The sequence below is a fragment of the Janthinobacterium sp. GW821-FHT03C08 genome (genome assembly GCF_059420905.1).
Genome location: NZ_JBWKUP010000006.1, coordinates 184982 through 201436 on the forward strand (window position 1 = coordinate 184982; position 16455 = coordinate 201436).

20 protein-coding genes are annotated in these 16455 nt (G+C 68.7%); 10 read left to right on the forward strand and 10 right to left on the reverse strand.

Annotation, left to right across the window (positions count from 1 at the left end; genetic code table 11):
- Positions 1 to 61: 61 nt before the first annotated feature.
- Positions 62 to 751, forward strand: coding sequence for a response regulator transcription factor (locus AC07VL_RS10265; RefSeq protein WP_494805732.1), 690 nt, complete (start codon positions 62 to 64; stop codon positions 749 to 751).
- A 131-nt stretch (positions 752 to 882) separates the two neighbouring features.
- Here the strand turns inward: AC07VL_RS10265 and AC07VL_RS10270 are convergent, their stop codons facing one another.
- A complete protein-coding gene (locus tag AC07VL_RS10270) occupies positions 883 to 1416 on the reverse strand; it encodes an ankyrin repeat domain-containing protein (protein ID WP_494805733.1) in 534 nt (177 codons plus the stop codon).
- A 39-nt stretch (positions 1417 to 1455) separates the two neighbouring features.
- Entirely contained in the window at positions 1456 to 2655 is a 1200-nt protein-coding gene (locus AC07VL_RS10275) for a YbfB/YjiJ family MFS transporter (protein ID WP_494805734.1), read from the reverse strand.
- 467 nt (positions 2656 to 3122) lie between these two features.
- Between AC07VL_RS10275 and AC07VL_RS10280 the strand changes: the two genes are divergently transcribed.
- The 3 genes from AC07VL_RS10280 (at position 3123) to AC07VL_RS10290 (ending at position 5822) form a co-directional block, all read left to right on the forward strand.
- Positions 3123 to 3725, forward strand: a complete 603-nt coding sequence (locus AC07VL_RS10280; RefSeq protein ID WP_494805735.1) for a hypothetical protein — start codon at positions 3123 to 3125, stop codon at positions 3723 to 3725.
- Positions 3726 to 3846: 121 nt separating this feature from the next.
- Positions 3847 to 4509: a response regulator transcription factor gene (locus AC07VL_RS10285; protein WP_494805736.1), complete on the forward strand. Its 663-nt coding sequence runs from the start codon at positions 3847 to 3849 to the stop codon at positions 4507 to 4509.
- Positions 4506 to 5822: an ATP-binding protein gene (locus AC07VL_RS10290; RefSeq protein ID WP_494805737.1), complete on the forward strand. Its 1317-nt coding sequence runs from the start codon at positions 4506 to 4508 to the stop codon at positions 5820 to 5822. Before AC07VL_RS10285 ends, AC07VL_RS10290 begins: the two co-directional genes overlap by 4 nt.
- 57 nt (positions 5823 to 5879) lie before the next feature.
- Here AC07VL_RS10290 and AC07VL_RS10295 read toward each other — a convergent pair whose 3' ends face one another.
- Together AC07VL_RS10295 and AC07VL_RS10300 are read right to left on the reverse strand one after the other, a co-directional pair.
- Entirely contained in the window at positions 5880 to 6518 is a 639-nt protein-coding gene (locus AC07VL_RS10295; RefSeq protein WP_494805738.1) for an NAD(P)H-dependent oxidoreductase, read from the reverse strand.
- A gap of 107 nt (positions 6519 to 6625) precedes the next feature.
- A complete protein-coding gene (locus AC07VL_RS10300) occupies positions 6626 to 7624 on the reverse strand; it encodes an aldo/keto reductase (protein WP_494805739.1) in 999 nt (332 codons plus the stop codon).
- A 114-nt stretch (positions 7625 to 7738) separates the two neighbouring features.
- Between AC07VL_RS10300 and AC07VL_RS10305 the strand changes: the two genes are divergently transcribed.
- The gene (locus AC07VL_RS10305) at positions 7739 to 8647 is read left to right on the forward strand and encodes a LysR family transcriptional regulator (RefSeq protein WP_494805740.1); all 909 of its coding nucleotides are present in this window, start codon (positions 7739 to 7741) and stop codon (positions 8645 to 8647) included.
- Here the strand turns inward: AC07VL_RS10305 and AC07VL_RS10310 are convergent, their stop codons facing one another.
- From AC07VL_RS10310 to AC07VL_RS10320, 3 genes are read right to left on the reverse strand one after another with little or no spacing between them, the layout of a single operon-like run.
- Positions 8648 to 9061, reverse strand: a complete 414-nt coding sequence (locus AC07VL_RS10310; protein ID WP_494805856.1) for an ATP-binding protein — start codon at positions 9059 to 9061, stop codon at positions 8648 to 8650. It lies immediately after the preceding gene.
- On the reverse strand, positions 8992 to 9201 hold the full coding sequence (locus AC07VL_RS10315; protein WP_494805741.1) for a hypothetical protein: 210 nt from the start codon (positions 9199 to 9201) through the stop codon (positions 8992 to 8994). Before AC07VL_RS10315 ends, AC07VL_RS10310 begins: the two co-directional genes overlap by 70 nt.
- Before the next feature lie 22 nt (positions 9202 to 9223).
- A complete protein-coding gene (locus AC07VL_RS10320) occupies positions 9224 to 9511 on the reverse strand; it encodes a 7(1) septoil knot domain-containing protein (protein WP_494805742.1) in 288 nt (95 codons plus the stop codon).
- Positions 9512 to 9753: 242 nt separating this feature from the next.
- Here AC07VL_RS10320 and AC07VL_RS10325 point away from each other — a divergent pair, with 242 nt between their 5' ends.
- Genes AC07VL_RS10325 through AC07VL_RS10340 form a run of 4 tightly spaced genes read left to right on the forward strand, consistent with a single transcriptional unit; the run spans position 9754 to position 12801 of the window.
- On the forward strand, positions 9754 to 11034 hold the full coding sequence (locus tag AC07VL_RS10325) for an arsenic transporter (protein WP_494805743.1): 1281 nt from the start codon (positions 9754 to 9756) through the stop codon (positions 11032 to 11034).
- Positions 11035 to 11079: 45 nt separating this feature from the next.
- Positions 11080 to 11709: a Rossmann-fold NAD(P)-binding domain-containing protein gene (locus tag AC07VL_RS10330; RefSeq protein ID WP_494805744.1), complete on the forward strand. Its 630-nt coding sequence runs from the start codon at positions 11080 to 11082 to the stop codon at positions 11707 to 11709.
- Between the two features lie 46 nt (positions 11710 to 11755).
- Complete coding sequence (locus AC07VL_RS10335; protein ID WP_494805745.1) at positions 11756 to 12220, forward strand: GNAT family N-acetyltransferase; 465 nt, start codon at positions 11756 to 11758, stop codon at positions 12218 to 12220.
- Positions 12217 to 12801 (forward strand): flavin reductase family protein, encoded by a 585-nt coding sequence (locus AC07VL_RS10340; RefSeq protein ID WP_494805746.1) that lies wholly within the window; start codon positions 12217 to 12219, stop codon positions 12799 to 12801. Before AC07VL_RS10335 ends, AC07VL_RS10340 begins: the two co-directional genes overlap by 4 nt.
- Here AC07VL_RS10340 and AC07VL_RS10345 read toward each other — a convergent pair whose 3' ends face one another.
- From AC07VL_RS10345 to AC07VL_RS10355, 3 genes are all read right to left on the reverse strand, one after another.
- Positions 12802 to 13719, reverse strand: coding sequence for a DUF2145 domain-containing protein (locus tag AC07VL_RS10345; RefSeq protein ID WP_494805747.1), 918 nt, complete (start codon positions 13717 to 13719; stop codon positions 12802 to 12804). It lies immediately after the preceding gene.
- 8 nt (positions 13720 to 13727) lie between these two features.
- Positions 13728 to 14159 carry a hypothetical protein gene (locus tag AC07VL_RS10350; RefSeq protein ID WP_290605404.1) on the reverse strand — a complete coding sequence of 144 codons (432 nt, stop codon included), beginning with the start codon at positions 14157 to 14159 and terminating at the stop codon, positions 13728 to 13730.
- Between the two features lie 112 nt (positions 14160 to 14271).
- A complete protein-coding gene (locus tag AC07VL_RS10355; RefSeq protein WP_494805748.1) occupies positions 14272 to 15105 on the reverse strand; it encodes an HDOD domain-containing protein in 834 nt (277 codons plus the stop codon).
- Positions 15106 to 15292: 187 nt separating this feature from the next.
- Here AC07VL_RS10355 and AC07VL_RS10360 point away from each other — a divergent pair, with 187 nt between their 5' ends.
- Entirely contained in the window at positions 15293 to 16327 is a 1035-nt protein-coding gene (locus tag AC07VL_RS10360) for an aldo/keto reductase (RefSeq protein WP_494805749.1), read from the forward strand.
- The last annotated feature ends 128 nt before the right edge of the window (positions 16328 to 16455 follow it).

Here is a 16455-nt window from a genome sequence, read left to right on the forward strand (position 1 = left end):
GCGCGGATTAAAAATCGTTCATGTTGGGCCACTGCCTGGCAATTATGGAAAGAATCGCGCAATGCGTCTACTGGTAATCGAGGATGACCGCCGCTCGGCCCAGTACCTGGCACGGGGCCTGGCCGAGAGCGGCCACGTGGCCGACCAGGTGGGCGACGGCGCGACGGGCCTGGCCATGGCGGGCGAAGGCATCTACGACGTGGTGATCGTCGATCGCCGCATGCCGGGCATGGACGGCATGGCGCTGCTGGCCCAGCTGCGCCAGCGCGACGCGCACACGCCCGTGCTGATGGTCAGCGCCCTGGGCAGCACCGAGGAGCGCGTGGCAGGCCTGCGCGCCGGGGCGGACGACTACCTGGTCAAGCCGTACGCGTTTGCCGAGATGCTGGCGCGCCTCGAGGCGCTGGGACGGCGCAGCGACGCGAGCCGGCGCCAGCCCGTGCTGGAACTGGCGGGCCTGCGCGTCGATACGGCCGCCCGCACGGCCTGGCGCGACGGACGCGAGCTGGAGCTGCAGCCGCGCGAATTCCTGCTGCTGGAACTGCTGATGCGCCGTGCCGGCCAGGTCGTCACGCGCGCCATGCTGCTGGAAGCGGCGTGGGACTACGATTTCGAACCGCGCGGCAATATCATCGACATGCACATGCACCGCCTGCGCCGCAAGGTCGACCACGGCCACGGCGAAGCGCTGCTGCACACGGTGGCGGGCGCCGGCTACTGCCTGCGCCGCGCCATGCCGGGCGATGCCTGACCGTTCGGCGCGTCAGAAATCCACGGCGGCCGACCGTTGCACCGTGCGGTACGGGGCGATGCCGGTCCAGCTTCCGTCTTGCGCTGCGCCCGCGCGCTGCACGCCGTCGCCGGGCGCCGGGGCCGCCGGGTTCAGGCAGTCTGTCCCAGGTCGGCCAGGCGGGCCAGGGTCTCCTGCGCATTCATGCTCCTGGCCAGCGTGGCGGCCGTCATGCCGCGGCTGTCCGCGGCGTCGATGCGGGCGCCATGCCGCAGCAGCAGCTCGAAGATGGCCAGGCGGTTGAACATGGCCGCCATCATCAATGGCGTCTTGCCGTCCGGGCTGGCGCCTTCCACCTGCGCGCCATGGCGCAGCAGCAGTTCGGCGATCTCCAGGTAGCCTTTGTAGGCCACGCCGGCCAGCGGCGTCTGGCCCTGGTCATTGGCCACGTTGGCGTCGGCGCCCGCCTCGAGCAGCAGGCGCGACGTTTCCAGGTGGCCGTGGTAGGCGGCCAGCATGATCAGGCTGTCGCCTTTTTCGTTGCGGAAATTGACAGGCACGCCTTGCGCCACCATGGCGCCCAGCTGCTGCGTATCGCCTTCGCGCACGAGGGCGAACAGGCCCTGGATGAATGCCAGGGTGTCGGCATCCATGGCGGGCGGGACTTTCCGTGCATCTGCGTTCATCGTCTTCCTTCCGGGCGAGTGGTTTACGGTGGCAGTCTACTACGCGGCTGGCGCCAGCGCCTTTTGCCGCGCTGCCAGGGCCGCGCCGATGAAGAGGGCGATGGCCGAGGCGATGAGCCCCCGCTCCAGTCCCGCCGGACCATCGGCGATCCAGCCGACGGCGACGGGGCCGGCGATCTGGCCCAGGGCGAAGACGGTCGTGTAGGCGCTGATGCCGGCCGTCCAGGATTCCTGCGGCAGATTATGCCGCACCAGGGCCGTCGTCGAGGCCACCACCGACAGGAAGACGGCGCCGAAGACCAGGCCGGAGATGAACACGACGGGCACCAGGCTGGTCAGCGCGGGCAGGATGGTGGCGGCGCCCAGCACGGCGTTCAGGATGGCCAGCGATTCGCCGCCCCGGTAGCGGTCCAGCATGCGCGCCCAGATGCGCGACGAGGCCACCACGGCCAGGCCCAGCAAGGTGTAGAACACGGTGACGAGCGTGGCGCTCATGCCTTGCTGCTTGAGCAGGGCGATGACGAAGGTCATGTAGCCGATGTAGCCGACGCCAAACATGAAATAGCCGGCCAGGCTGGGGGCAAAATCGCGCCAGGCGAAGCGCCGGCCCGCGTCCGGCGCGCGTGGCGTTTCGCCGATGGCCCGGGCCGGTGCCGCCATGATGGCGGTGGCCAGCAGGCAGGCGATGCCCAGTGCCAGCCAGGGCCACTGCCAGGCATGCGCGGCGCCATGGTCATGGGCGGCGTCCAGGGCGGCCGGCACCAGCAGGGCCGACAGGGCGATGCCGAAGCCCGTGCCGCCGTAGTACAGGCCAATATAGAAGCCCGCGCGCTGGCTGTGCATGGCGCCCAGCCTGGCCGCCAGCACGCCGCCGGCGATGAAGATGAAGGCGCTGGCCACGCCCGCGCACACGCGCTGCAGGAACAGGGCGGTGGTGTCGCTGACGAGGCCGGACATCAGCATGAACAGGCTGGCCAGCACGCAGCCCGCCATCAGCAGGCGCCACACGCCCAGGCGGCGCATCAGGGCCGGCGTGGCCAGGGCGCCGAGAAAGTAACCGAGCGCATTGAAGGTATTCATGGAGCCTGCCAGCAGGTAGGACCAGCCCAGGTCGGCGCGCATGGGCGGCAGCAGCAAGCCGTAGGAAAAGCGCGACAGGCCCAGGGCGACGGCGGCGCCCAGCGACAGGGCCAGGGCGGTGGCCAGCGGATGGGCCGGGGAGGGAGCGTGTGTCGGCATGGCCTGGTGACCCGTGTAGGTGTAAGCGTGCGGCGGAACCGGCGCCGTGGTGCGGCGCGCCGGCAGGCTGGGTCTGGCAGTGCTGGTGGACGACGCGCACCGCACGGTTTTTTTACTATCAAGTTAATGAATTTTGGCGGGCAAGTCAAGCCTGCGCTGGCAGCCTGGCATGCTGCGCGCTGCGCGCGCCATCGGGGCAGCCCAATGGCAATAACCCCATTATTTGCAGCGTGACTTTTGGTGAGAATGCCACGGCATGCGATCCCATATGATTGCATTTCAGAAAATAGTTCATCTACTTGCTCATTGCGTCGCGATTGCCGCATCCTGCTGTGGGGAGGGCTGCACCGCGCGGGCAGCCTGGCACGCGTTTGCAGCAAGCATGAGGGGGCGCCTGGGAATTCACGGACTCGTCCTCCGGCGCCATTGTTCCTGAGTCCGGGCAGGTACAGAGCGAGGAGCAAGTGATGACGACGCAATTCAAGGTCAACTACAACGTGACAAACGACGACATGCGAGGCAAGACCGTGCTGGTTTTCCTCAAGCCGCAGAGTCCGCAGAGCGATTACCGCCTGCATGCCTGGCAAGTCTTGAGCGGGGCGCCCCGCAGCACGGAATCGTTCGCCTTTGAAGAGGTGATCTCGGCCGGCAACAGCAGCGATGGCGCGAACGATGGGAAGACCGATGCGGACCGCAAGCCCGTGCTGCCGGGGCAACTGCTGTGGGCCGCCAGTCCGAGCGGCCTGTCGCCGCTGCTGCAGCCCGCCGCGTCGCCGGCGCAGAGTCCGCTGACGCCACAGCAGTGCGGCGTCATCAACCAGGCCATGCCCGCCGGCCAATTCGACGGCAACTGGTACGTCAACGACAAGCCCGTCGTGACCATGCCGCAGGTCGACCCGCGCATGGCGGCGAGCTTCGAGTACCTGCCCAACTTCTACTTCATGGTGGCCACGCCGCCGATGGTGGGCCAGACCTATATCGTGCAGAATTTTTCTGACATGGCGCAATACACGATGCCAATCACGGGCACCGGCGTGGACGTCACCTTGAACCGCAAGCAAGACCTGTAAAACTTCGACTTCGCGGCCGGGGAGGGTGCCGCGCGGCGCCACCTGGCCGCTGCCGGGCGCGCCAGCGCGCTTCTGCCAGCCACGGTAAGATGTCGCCTTTATGCGATTGCGAGGGACCGGGGTGCGTGTGTTGCTGGTGGAAGACGATCCGATGATCGGGGAAAGCATCGTCGATGGCTTGCGCGGCGAGTGCTATGCGGCGGACTGGGTGCGCGACGGCAAGGATGCGGAACTGGCGCTGGGCGGTTTCGCCTACGACCTGATGCTGCTGGACCTGGGCTTGCCCGGCAAGGAGGGCATGGCGGTGCTGCGCGCCACGCGCGCGCGCGGCGGCGATCTGCCTGTGCTGATCATCACGGCGCGCGACGGCACGCGGGCCCGCGTGGAAGGCCTCGACAGCGGCGCCGACGATTACCTGGTGAAACCCTTCGATCTCGATGAGCTGCTGGCCCGCATCCGCGCGCTGCTGCGGCGCCGGGTCAGCCGCTCGCGCTCCGTCATCGAGCATGGCGCGCTGACCCTGGACCTGGCCAGCCACGACGTCACGTTTGCGGGAGAACAGATCAAGCTGCCGCCGCGCGAGTTTTCCGTGCTGCGCGCCTTGCTCGATCACCCGGGCAAGGTGGTGTCGAAACGGCAACTGGGCGAAAAGCTGTATGGCTGGGATAGCGAAGTGGAAAGCAATACCGTCGACGTGTACGTGTATCAGCTGCGCAAGAAGTTCGGCGCGGACTGCATCCAGACCGTGCGCGGCGTGGGCTACAAGATGCGGCTGGCGCCATGATGACCATCCGCCGCCAGTTGCTGCTCGGCTTGCTGGCCGCCACCCTGCTGTGCGTGCTCGGGGCCGGTATCTCGCTGTTCCGTTCGCTGCTGGAAGAAACCAATGAACTGGCCGATCTGCAGCTGCGCCAGCTGGCCGTCGCCTTGCCCGACGAGTTCGAGCCGCAGACGGGCCTGGCCGCCGCGCAAGAGCCGGAAGAAGCGTTCGTGCTGCAGGCGTGGGACGAGGAGGGCGAGTCCCTGCCCGTGCTGGCGGGCCAGCCGCAGCTGCCGCGCTACGCGCTGGCCGGCTTTGCGGACGTCACGATCCAGGGCGAGGACTGGCGGCTGTACGGCGAGACGCGGCGCGGGCGCTACGTGCAGGTGGCGCAGGCGATGGACGTGCGCAACCAGCTGGCGGCGCAGATGACCATGCGCGCCGGCGCGCCCCTGCTGGTGTTCGCGCTGATCCTGGCGCTGCTGATCGTCGCCGTCGTGGGACGCGCGCTGGCGCCCCTGCGGCGCCTGGCGCAATCGGTGGCAGGCCGCTCGCCGGACGCCCTGACGCCGCTGGCGGCCGACGACATGCCGCCCGAGCTGCGTCCCGTGGCGCTGGCGCTGAATGGCTTGATGGGGCAGTTCGAGGCGGCGCTGACGGCGCAGCGCACCTTTGTCGCCGACGCCGCCCACGAGCTGCGCTCGCCGCTGACGGCGCTGAAGCTGCAGCTGCAGGTGGCGGAGCGGGCCGACAGCGAGGCGGCGCGCCGGCTCGCGCTGTCACGGCTGCATGAACGGCTGGACCGCAGCACGCACCTCGTGCGCCAATTGCTCAGCCTGGCCCGCCACGAAACGGCGCTGACGGCGGCCCAGCTGCAAACAGTTGATTTGGGACAATTGCTGGAAGCGGCCGTGGCCGACCACAGCGCGCTGGCCGACAGCCGCGCGATCGACCTGGGCGTGCTCGAACCGGCTGGTGGGGCCGCGCCCGTGCTGGTGCAGGCCGATCCCGACGGCCTGCAGGTCTTGCTGAACAACCTGATCGACAACGCCCTGCGCTACACGCAGCAGGGCGGCAGGGTGGACCTGCAGTCGGCGCTCGAGGGCGGGCGGCCCCTGCTGCGCGTGTCCGACAACGGCCCCGGCGTGCCCTTGCAGCACCACGGCCGCCTGTTCGACCGCTTCTTCCGTCCCGACGGCAACGACGCCTGGGGCTGCGGCCTGGGCCTGTCCATCGTGCGCCACATCGCCGAGCATCACCAGGCCGACATCGCGCTGGCCGCAGGGGCGGCGGGCCGTGGCCTGCAGGTGACGGTGCGCTTCCCGCAGGCGGCGTGAACGAAAAAAAAGCGGATGCCGGCGAGGGCATCCGCTTTTCAGTCGCTGGCGCGGCGCTTAGGCCAGTTCGGTGATGAACTGCTCGCGCGCGGGGCGTACTTTTTTCAGGTCCACCAGCCAGTCGCCTTCATCGGCGCGGTAGCCCAGCGGCAGCATGACGACGGAGCGCAAGCCTTTCTCGCGCAGCTTCAGGATCTCGTCGACCTTGGCCGGATCAAAACCTTCCATCGGCGTCGAATCGACCTTTTCCTGCGCCGCGGCGATCAGGGCCGTGCCCACGCCGATGTAGGCCTGGCGCGCCGCGTGCTGGTAGTTGGTTTCCGCGTCGCGCTGCGGATACGTGGCCAGGATCTGCTGGCGGTAGGCTTCCCAGCCTTCGTTCTTGAAGCCGCGCACGGTATTGACCAGGTCAAAGCGGGCGTTGATGCGTTCGGCCGTGTAATTGTCCCAGGCGGCAAACACCAGCAGGTGCGAGGCGTCCGTCACTTGCGACTGGTTCCATGCATGCGGCTTGATCTGCTCGCGCAGGGCCGGATTCGTCACGACGAACACTTCGTAGGGATGCAGACCGCTGGAGCTGGCCGTCAGGCGCACGGCTTCCAGGATGCGCTCGACCTTCTCTTGCGGCACCGTTTTCGTCGGGTCCATCTTCTTGGTGGCGTAACGCCATTGCAGTGTTTCGAGCAAATCGGACATGTGTATCCCTTTCAGAGTGAATAGTTCAGATTGGAAATGATAGCGGATTCAGCCATTTCAAGTGCGGCGCCGCAAAGAGAGTTGTATAGATGAGCTGTCCGTGTCCTTTACAGCCCCACCATGGCCAGCTCCGCTGCCGGGTAGCGCGCGCCTTGCACGCTGGCGGGCGCGATGGCGGCGCCGATGGCAGCCAGCTCTGCGTCGCTCAGGGTGAGTTGCGCTGCGGCCACGTTCTCTTCCAGGTGCGCCAGGCTGCGTGCGCCGGGAATCGGCACGATGTCGTCGCCTTGCGCCAGCAGCCATGCCAGGGCCAGCTGCGCCGCCGAGGCGCCGCGCGCGGCGGCCAGGCGCTGCAACTCGGCAACGAGATGCCCGTTGGCGGCCATGGCCTGGGGCTGGAAGCGGGGCAGGCTGTGGCGGTAGTCATCGGCCGCCAGCGTGGTGCTGGACGACAGCTGGCCCGTCAGGAAGCCCCGGCCCAGCGGGCTGTAGGGCACGAAGCCGATGCCGAGCGCGCGGCAGGCGGGCAGCACGTCCGCTTCCACCTCGCGGCTCCACAGCGAGTATTCGGACTGCACGGCCGCAATCGGATGCACGGCGTGGGCGCGGCGCAGGGTGGCGGCCGACGCTTCCGACAGCCCCAGGTGGCGCACCTTGCCCGCCCGCACCAGGCCGGCCATGGCGCCGACCACGTCTTCGATGGGCACGGCGGGGTCCACCCGGTGCTGGTATAGCAGGTCGATGCACTCGATGCCGAGCCGGGCCAGCGAACCTTCCACGGCTTGCACGATATGTTCGGGGCGGCTGTCGACACCGGCCATGCGTTCCACGCCCTGGCCGTGCGGCAAGATCTTGAAGCCGAACTTGGTGGCCACGCTGACCTTGCCGCGTAATTCTTTCAGGGCGCGGCCCACCAGTTCCTCGTTGGCGTAGGGGCCGTACACTTCCGCCGTATCGATCAGGGTCACGCCCAGCTCCACGGCGCGGTGCAGCACGCGCAGCGAGGCGGCTTCGTCTGCGGCGCCGTAGGCAAAGCTCATGCCCATGCAGCCCAGGCCGATGGGGGCGACGCGCAAACCGGAGTTTCCCAGTGTTCTGTGTTCCATTGTCATTTCCTTTCAAAAAAAGATGCAAGGAGTATGGCTTAATGAACAGCATGCGATAAGATGGCTAATTCTGCATGCATTACTGAATTTTTTTCATGAATTGTTTCCCCGATAATGGCTGACCTCAACGAATTGACGGCCTTTGCGGCCGTCGCCCGCCTGCGCAGCTTCCGCAAGGCGGCCGTGGAGCGGGGCGTGTCCGCCTCCGCGCTCAGCCATGCATTGCGCGCGCTGGAAGAGCGCCTGGGCGTGCGCCTGCTGAACCGCACCACGCGCAGCGTCACGCCGACGCAGGCGGGCCAGCAACTGCTGGCGCGGCTGGAACCGGCCATGCGCGAAATCGACGACGCCTTGCTGGACCTGAGCACCCTGCAGCACGAACCGGCCGGCAAGCTGCGCCTGAACGTGCCCCGTCCGGCCGCGCGGCTGCTGCTGGGGCCCATGCTGGCCCGTTTTGTCGCCCGCTATCCGCGCGTGCAGGTGGAAGTGGTCACCGACGACGGCATGATCGATATCGTGCGCGACGGTTTTGACGCGGGCATCCGCTTCGGCGAACAGGTGGCGGCCGACATGATCGCCGTGCCCGTGGGCGCGCCGCAGCCCTTCGTGGTGGTGGCGTCGCCCGCCTACCTGGCGGCGCATGGCGCGCCGGCCACGCCGCGCGACTTGCTGGCGCATGCCTGCATAAGCCGGCGTTTTCCCAGCGGGCGCCAGTATGCGTGGGAGTTCGGGCAGGAGGGGGTAGCCGTCAGCATCGCCGTCGATGGCCCGCTCGTGTTCGACGACGATGAACTGATGCTGCGCGCGGCCCGCGATGGCGCGGGGCTGGCCTACGTGTACGAAGCCGATGCGCGCGCCGATATCGCGGCGGGGCGCCTGGTGTGCGTGCTGGAACGCTGCCTGCCGCCGCCGTCCCGTTACTTCCTGTACTACCCGGGCCGGCGCCAGATGCCGCCCATGCTGCGCGCCTTTGTCGATATGCTGCGCGCCGATGCCGCCACGCCGCCGCAGGCGCCCGCCTGATCAGCCGGCGGCTGGCGGCGCGCCGTGCTCCACCGGCCATTTCACCGTAAACAGGCTGCCGCCTGCCTTGCCGCGTGTGCAGGCCGCGCTGCCGCCGTGGGCGCGTGCGATGGCTTCGACCACGGCCCGTCCCAGGCCGCTGCCCGCATGCGGGTCGCCGCCGTCGCTGTCGCCGCGGCGAAACGCTTCGAACACGTGCGGCGCCAGTTCCTTGGCAATGCCGGGGCCCGCATCCTCGCCGTCGGCCTGCTGCACGCTGTGGCTCCAGAGGATTTCCGTGAAGTTCAGCTTGAACTGCTCGGTGGGCATGTCGTCGGCATGGGTTTGCAGCTGGAATTCGCTGATCATGGCGTCGCGCAGGGCAATGGTGATGACGTTGGCCGTCTTGCTGTCCGCATGGCGGGCGATATGCAGCTGGTCGGCTGGGCCGCGCCCATGCCCCGCAGCGCGGCGGCGTCGCGCCAGGTGGCGTCGATGCCGCCGCCCTTGTCACCGTCCGGCGCCTTGCCGAACACGAGTTCCCCGTTGCCGGGTTCCAGTAAAATCAGATCCATGGCGTAGTCCTCTGCTCGATGCTCAGGTGGCGCCGCGCGACAGGCAGTCCTTGAAGCGGTGTTGCCGCACCCAGCCTGCCTCGGCCGCGTGCTCGACAAAACAGATGGCCAGCTGCGCGAAGCCTGGCGAAGTGAAATACACGCGGGCCGTGGCGTCCTGCCGCTCGCGGGTGACGAACCACAGGGCGTCGCCGTGCGCCAGGCCCCAGCTGCCCACGCGGTGCACGAGCAGGTCGGCGCGCTCGCGCGGCACCAGCGCCACCCGCACGTCCGCTTCACCCATGTTGTTGCTCTGATAAATGCGCGCCATTGTCCTTCCCTGCCTGTTCCCCGTGTTGGCAATGCCTGCGACTATACACCGATTAAGTTGCTTAAATACAAGCATTGCGGGGCGGGCAAACTATTTTTGCGTCCCCGCCCCTGGCTGGCCACGGCAAACAGGGCCGTCCCTTTGCCTTCATTCAATAATTCCAGTATTATGGAAATATTTTGACTTTCACAGGCCGCGGCGCATGGTGCCCGCGCTGCCGCATTGCACGGGACCCTCGCCGCATGCTGACCGCTTTCCTTATCTTTCTCGCCACCTTAACCCTCGTCATCTGGCAGCCGCGCGGCCTGGGCATCGGCTGGAGCGCCGTCATCGGCGCCGGTGTCGCCTTGCTGGCGGGCGTGATCCACTGGGGCGACATCCCCGTCGTCTGGCACATCGTGTGGAACGCCACCGGCACGTTTATTGCCGTCATCATCATCAGCCTGCTGCTGGACGCGGCCGGCTTCTTCGAGTGGGCCGCGCTGCACGTGGCGCGCTGGGGCGGCGGCAGCGGGCGCCGGCTGTTCGTGCTGCTGGTGCTGCTGGGTGCGCTGGTGTCCGCCATCTTCGCCAACGACGGCGCCGCGCTGATCCTCACGCCCATCGTCATCGCCATGCTGCGCGCCCTGAAGTTTTCCGCCAGGGCCACCTTGGCCTACGTCATGGCGGCCGGTTTCATCGCCGACACGGCCAGCCTGCCCCTGGTGGTGTCGAACCTGGTCAATATCGTCTCGGCCGACTATTTCAAGATCGGCTTTGCCGGGTACGCGTCCGTGATGGTGCCCGTCAACGTCGTCGCCGTGGCCGCCACCCTGGGCGTCCTGCTGCTCTTTTTCCGCAAGGACATTCCGCGCGACTATGACGCCGCGCAGCTGAAGCGTCCCGGCGCCGCCATCCGCGACCTGGCAACCTTCCGCGCCGGCTGGCTGGTGCTGGCGCTGCTGCTGGTGGGATTTTTCTCACAGGAAAGCCTGGGCGTGCCCATCAGCCTGATCGCCGCCGTGGGCGCCGCGCTGCTGCTGGGCGTGGCGGGCAAGGGCCACGTCATTTCCACGCATCATGTGATCCGCCACGCGCCATGGCACATCGTCGTCTTTTCGCTGGGCATGTACCTCGTCGTCTACGGCTTGCGCAATGCGGGCCTGACGGCCTACCTGACGGGCATGCTGAACCACTTTGCCCAGTACGGCGTGTGGGGCGCGGCCATGGGCACGGGCGTGCTGACGGCCTTGCTGTCGTCCGTGATGAACAACCTGCCGACGGTGCTGGTGGGCGCGCTGGCCATCGACCCGACCACGGCGCAGGGCGCCGTGCGCGAGGCGATGATCTACGCCAATGTCATCGGCAGCGACCTGGGACCGAAGATCACGCCCATCGGCAGCCTGGCCACCTTGCTGTGGCTGCATGTGCTCGACAGCAAGAATATCCACATCTCCTGGGGCTACTATTTCCGCATCGGCATCGTGCTGACCGTGCCCGTGCTGCTGGCCACCCTGGCGGCACTGGCGCTGCGCCTGTCCTGACTTGCGTGTATGGTGGGGGCCGACAGCCACTCTGATGGGACAATCATGAATTTACTCCTCGTGGGCGCCACGGGCCTGGTGGGCCGCCATGTGCTGGCCCTGGCGCTGGCCGATGCCCGCGTCGCCACGGTCGTCGCGCCCGTGCGCAAGGCCTTGCCCGCGCACCCGAAACTGCAGGCGCCCCTCGTCGACTTCGACCGGCTGCCGCCGGACGCGCCCTGGTGGCAGGCCGACGCCGTCATCTGCACCCTGGGCACGACCATGAAGGCGGCCGGCACGCGGCAAGTGTTCCGGCGGGTCGACCACGACTACCCGCTGGCCGTCGCGCGCCTGGCCATGGCGGCGGGCACGCCCGCCTACGTGCTCAATTCCGCCGCCGGCGCCAGCGCCGGCTCGCGCATCTTCTACAACCGCGTCAAGGGCGAGCTGGAACGCGACCTGGAAGGGCTGGGCTTTGCCTCGCTCACGCACGTGCGCCCCGGCCTGATCGGCGGCGAGCGCGATGAAGCGCGCATGGGCGAGGGGCTGGCGCTGGGCGTGCTGCGCGTGCTTGGCCCCGTGCTGCCGGCGCGCTGGCGCATCAACCCGGCGCCGCGCATCGCGCACGCCCTGCTGGAAGCGGCGATGCGCGCCACGCCCGGCGTGCACGTGGTGACGTCGGAGCGGCTGCTGTGAGCACACGCCCGTATAATCTGCGCTCCTGTTCCAGAAAGGACAGCACATGCAGACAGTACGCCCTTACCAGGCCAGCGACCGCGACGCCTGCCTGGCCCTCTTCGACGGCAATACGCCGCGCTTTTTCGACCCGTCCGAACGGGCGGACTTCGCCGCCTGGCTCGCTGCCTCGCCGCATCCCTACCTGGTCATCCTGCGCGGCGGCCGCCTCGTCGCCTGCGGCGGCCATGCGCCGGACGGGGATGGCAGCGTCGCCAGCCTGTGCTGGGGCATGGTGGCGCAGGACCTGCATGGACAGGGCCTCGGCCGCGCGCTGACGCAGGCCCGCCTGGACGCCATCGGCGCCATGCCGGGCGTGGCCAGCGTCAGGCTGAACACCAGCCAGCATACGCAGGGCTTTTACGCGGCGTTCGGCTTCGTCACCGAGAAGGTGACGCCGGACGGCTTCGGCCCCGGCATCGACCGGTGCGACATGGTCTTGCCGCTGCCGGCGCGCGGAGTGCCGCGATGAGCGCCGCCGACGGCCAGATCGCCGCCGTGCCGCTGGAAAAGGCCTATCGTTTGCTCAACCACGGCCCGTCCATCCTCGTTTCGGCGCGCCATGCCGGCGTGGAGAACGTGATGGCAGCCGCCTGGGCCTGCGCCCTCGATTTCGCGCCGCCCAAGCTCACCGTGGTGCTGGACAAGGCGACGCGCACGCGCGCGCTGGTCGAGGGCAGCGGCAGCTTCGTCATCCAGGTGCCGACGGCGGCGCAGCTGCAGCTGACGCAGGCCGTCGGCACGCACAGCCTCGACGCGCAGCCGGACAAGCTGGCGCGCGCCGGCGTGCGGCTGTTTCAGATGGAAGGTGTCGAGGCGCCGTGCGTGGCCGGGTGTTCCGCCTGGCTGGCGTGCAAGCTGCTGCCCGAGCCGCACAACCAGGCTGCGTATGACCTGTTCATCGGCGAGGTGACGGGCGCCTGGGCCGACACGCGCGTGTTCCGCGACGGGCACTGGCATTTCGAGGGGGCCGATCCGTCCTGGCGCAGCCTGCATTACATCGCGGGCGGGCGCTTCTATGCGATCGGCGAGGCGCTCGACGCGCAGCAGTGATCAGTCGAGGGCGATGATCCGGTCGCCCGGGCCGGGCACGCAGCCCTCGGCGATGGGTTCCCAGCCCCGGTGCACCACCACCTGCTTGCCGTCGTGGCAGATTTCCACGCGTTCGCTGGCGGGCAGGCGCTGGCGCGCGAACGCTTCCAGGCTGGCCGGCAGGCTTACTTCCAGCTGCATCGAGCGTATCGCCCCGGGCGGGTGGTCGTCCATGTGCACGAGGGGCACGAAGATCGAGCCGAGCATCAGCCAGCGGGCGCCCACGTCGACGGGAGCGGGCGCGTAGGGCGCCGTGCGCAGCCAGTCCTGCGCGCGCGCGCGCAGGTCGCTGCCCTCGGCCAGTTCGCCCCAGGCGGCGGCCAGCATTTCCACCACCCACTGGTTGCAGTTCTGATATTTCAAATTGAATGCATACGCGTTGGCGCTGTAGCGCCCGGCCAGCAGCTGCTGCACGCGCACGGGGTCGAGCAGGGCGCGGCGCAGGGGCGGCGTCGTTTCCGCCGGCAGTTTCACGAGCGCGATGTAGCCGAGCGCGGGATTTTCCGTGCCCATGGCGAAACCGGCCGTGCCCTGGTCGAAGATGCGCGGGCGGCCTTCGTCGCAGGCGTAGTACAGCTGGCGCGCCGACCAGGCGCCGTCATCGTGGCGCCAGGCCAGGGCCGCGTGCGAGTAGCGGATGCCGAAGCGGGCCAGGTCCAGGCCGGAGCGGCTGATCAGGGCCACGCTGCCTTCGCTGGCGGCCAGTTCCTCGCGCACGACGGCGGCAAAGCGCAGCAAGCGATCCTGCTCCGTGGCCGTGAGTTCCTGCGCGCGGTCGCAAAAGCGCGCCGACGCCAGCGAACCGCCCGCATGGGCGGCGCCCGCCAGGGCCAGCGCGGCGCAGGCGGCCAGGCACCGCGCCAGGCGGCGCGGGGGCAATCGAGGGATCAAAGGCTGACCGGACGCGTGGCCAGTTCGCCGTACCAGTCGTCGGCCAGCACGAGGAAGAAGGCGGCGCGCGTGTCGTTGCGCGAGAATTCGATGCCGTAGGCGCGGTTTTGCGCATACACCATGTCGCCCTGCGCCAGCAGCTGCTTGTCCAGCGCCGCCTGCGGCAGGTCCAGCACCAGGGGTGTTGCCGTGGCGTCGGCCTGCATGGTCAGGCGCGTCATGCCGTCGCGGCCCGGCACGGCGGCCACGTCGATGATGCGGTAGGGGCCGTTGGCGACCTTGTTGTCGCGCGAGGAGCTGTTGCTCGAGCCCTTGAGCGAATCGGAAATGCTGCCGCTCGACTGCGAGCCGGCACTGGAGGCCGAGGAAACGAAGCTGTCGGCGTTGGCGTTGCACGCCACGGTCAGGGCTGCGGCCAGGCCGAGCATGCGTAAGGAGGTAGTCAAGGCAGTCTTCCAGTAAACTGATGTCGCAATAGCAATTGCATAGTAGGGGCAAGCCGGGTCCATCCCGGCCAGCGCCATCATAGCAGATGGCCGCTCAGCTGAGCAGTACTGCGATCAGCTCCCTTGCTTCGGCCGATGGCTGCGCGCGCAGGGCCTGCAGCACGGGATCGTGGTCGAGATATGCCCGCAGCGGCGCGCCGACGGTGACGCAGGCCTGCGGCAGGGGCGAGGGCACGGGCGCGAGCGCCTTGGCCAGCAGCAGGGTGTCGCGCAGGCCCGCGGGCGGCAGCATGACGGTCGACCCGGGCAGGGCGTTGACGGCGTCGGCCACGGGCTGCGGCACGCCCAGCTGCTGCATCAGCGCGCGGCCGATGACTTCCAGCGCGGGCGCCATCTGCGTTTCCAGCTGCGCGTACAGGTCCGGCGTCCTGTCGGCCTGGGCCAGCAGGTAGAAGCCGGCCACTTCATGCACGATGCCGGCGAACAGGGCCGTATCGGCATCCGTGCGCGTCACGGCGCGGGCGATTTCATGGGCCAGCGCCGCCACGTGCACGGTGTGCGCCCACAGCTGGGTGGCGCGGGCGCGCAGGGCGGGGTCCTTGATGCCCGCGTTCAGCTGGCGGATGACGGCCGCCGTGGCCAGCGCATACAGGTTGCGGTGGCCCAGGCGCTCGACGGCCGCGCGCACGCTGGTGACGGCGGGGGCGTGGCCGGGCGCGAACAGGGCCGAGTTGGCCAGCGCCACGGCGCGCGCCGACAGGGTCGGTTCGCACAGCAGCAGGCGGCTGATGTCGGCCGAATGGCAATCGGGGTTGGCCAGCTCCCTTTGCAGGAGCAGGGCCGTATTCACGCTGGTGGGAAAGGCCAGCGATTCCGTTTCGGCGCTGGCCAGGAGCTGCGCCAGGCTGCTGAGGGTATTGACGTGCATGGATGGGGGCCGTGAAATAGCGATGCGTCCTATATTATCAGGCTATGCGCCGCCGCAGGCGTTCGGCTGGGCCGGAGACTGGCCCCGGTCATGCACGCCGTGCATAAGCGTATGCGGCCTGGCCCCCTGGCGGCGGGCGGCGGCGGGGCGTAGCATGATCGCCATCACATCAACGAGGAGCGAGCAGATGCCTTCCCCCATGGATCCCCGCGGCAGTTACCGCTATCTGGGCCGCAGCGCCCTGCAAGTGTCGCCCCTTTGCCTGGGCGCCATGATGTTCGGCGGCGAGGCCGACGCCGCTACGGCGCAGCGCATCATCGCCAGCGCGCATGCGCAGGGCATCAACTTCCTCGACACGGCCGACGTCTACCACGCCGGCCGCTCCGAGGAAATCGTCGGCCGGGCCGTGGCCGGCCAGCGCGACGACTGGGTGCTGGCCAGCAAGTTCGGCTTTCCCGCAGCGGCAGGGGCAGGGCCGAACCGCCAGGGCCAGTCGCGCAAATGGATCACGCAGTCGCTCGAGGCCAGCTTGCGGCGCCTGGGCACGGATTACCTCGACATCCTGTATTTCCACCGGGCCTTGACGGACGTGACCCTGGAAGAAGGCTTGCGCGCCATCGACGATCTGATACGCCAGGGCAAGCTGCGCTATTACGGCGTATCGAATTTCCACGGCTGGCGCATCGCCGACGTCGTGCGCATGGCCGACCAACTGGGCATGCCGCGCCCCATCGCCAGCGAACCGCTGTACAACATCGTCGACCGCAAGGCGGAAGTGGAGCAGCTGCCGGCCGCCTTTCACCTGGGGCTGGGCAGCGTGTCCTATAGTCCGCTGGCGCGTGGCGTTCTCAGCGGCAAGTATGCGCCGGACGCGCCGCCGCCGGCCGACAGCCGGGCAGGGCGGGGCGACAAGCGCATCGCGCAGACGGAGTGGCGCCCCGAATCGCTGCGCATCGCGCAAGCCGTCGCCGCCCATGCGGCCGCGCGCGGCACCACCCCGGTCGCCTTCGCCCTCGCGTGGGTGCTGAGCAATCCCTATATCAGCGCCGCCATCGCCGGCCCGCGCACCGAGGCGCAGTGGGATGCCTACGTGGCCGCCCTGGCCCTGCGGCTGGGACCGGAGGACGACGCCTTCGTCGACGCGCTGGTGGCGCCGGGCCATGCCTCCACGCATGGCTATACGGACCCCGGCTACCCCGTGGAAGGACGGCCGGCGGCATAGATAGGCCGGGGCGGGGCGCCGGGCCCATTCATTAGCCCAGCTAATAAGAGCATGCCGTTTTCCCCCGCTAGTCGCCACGCCGCACTGGCCTTACAGTAGCGCCACCGTGCCACGGCAGGGCACGCAAG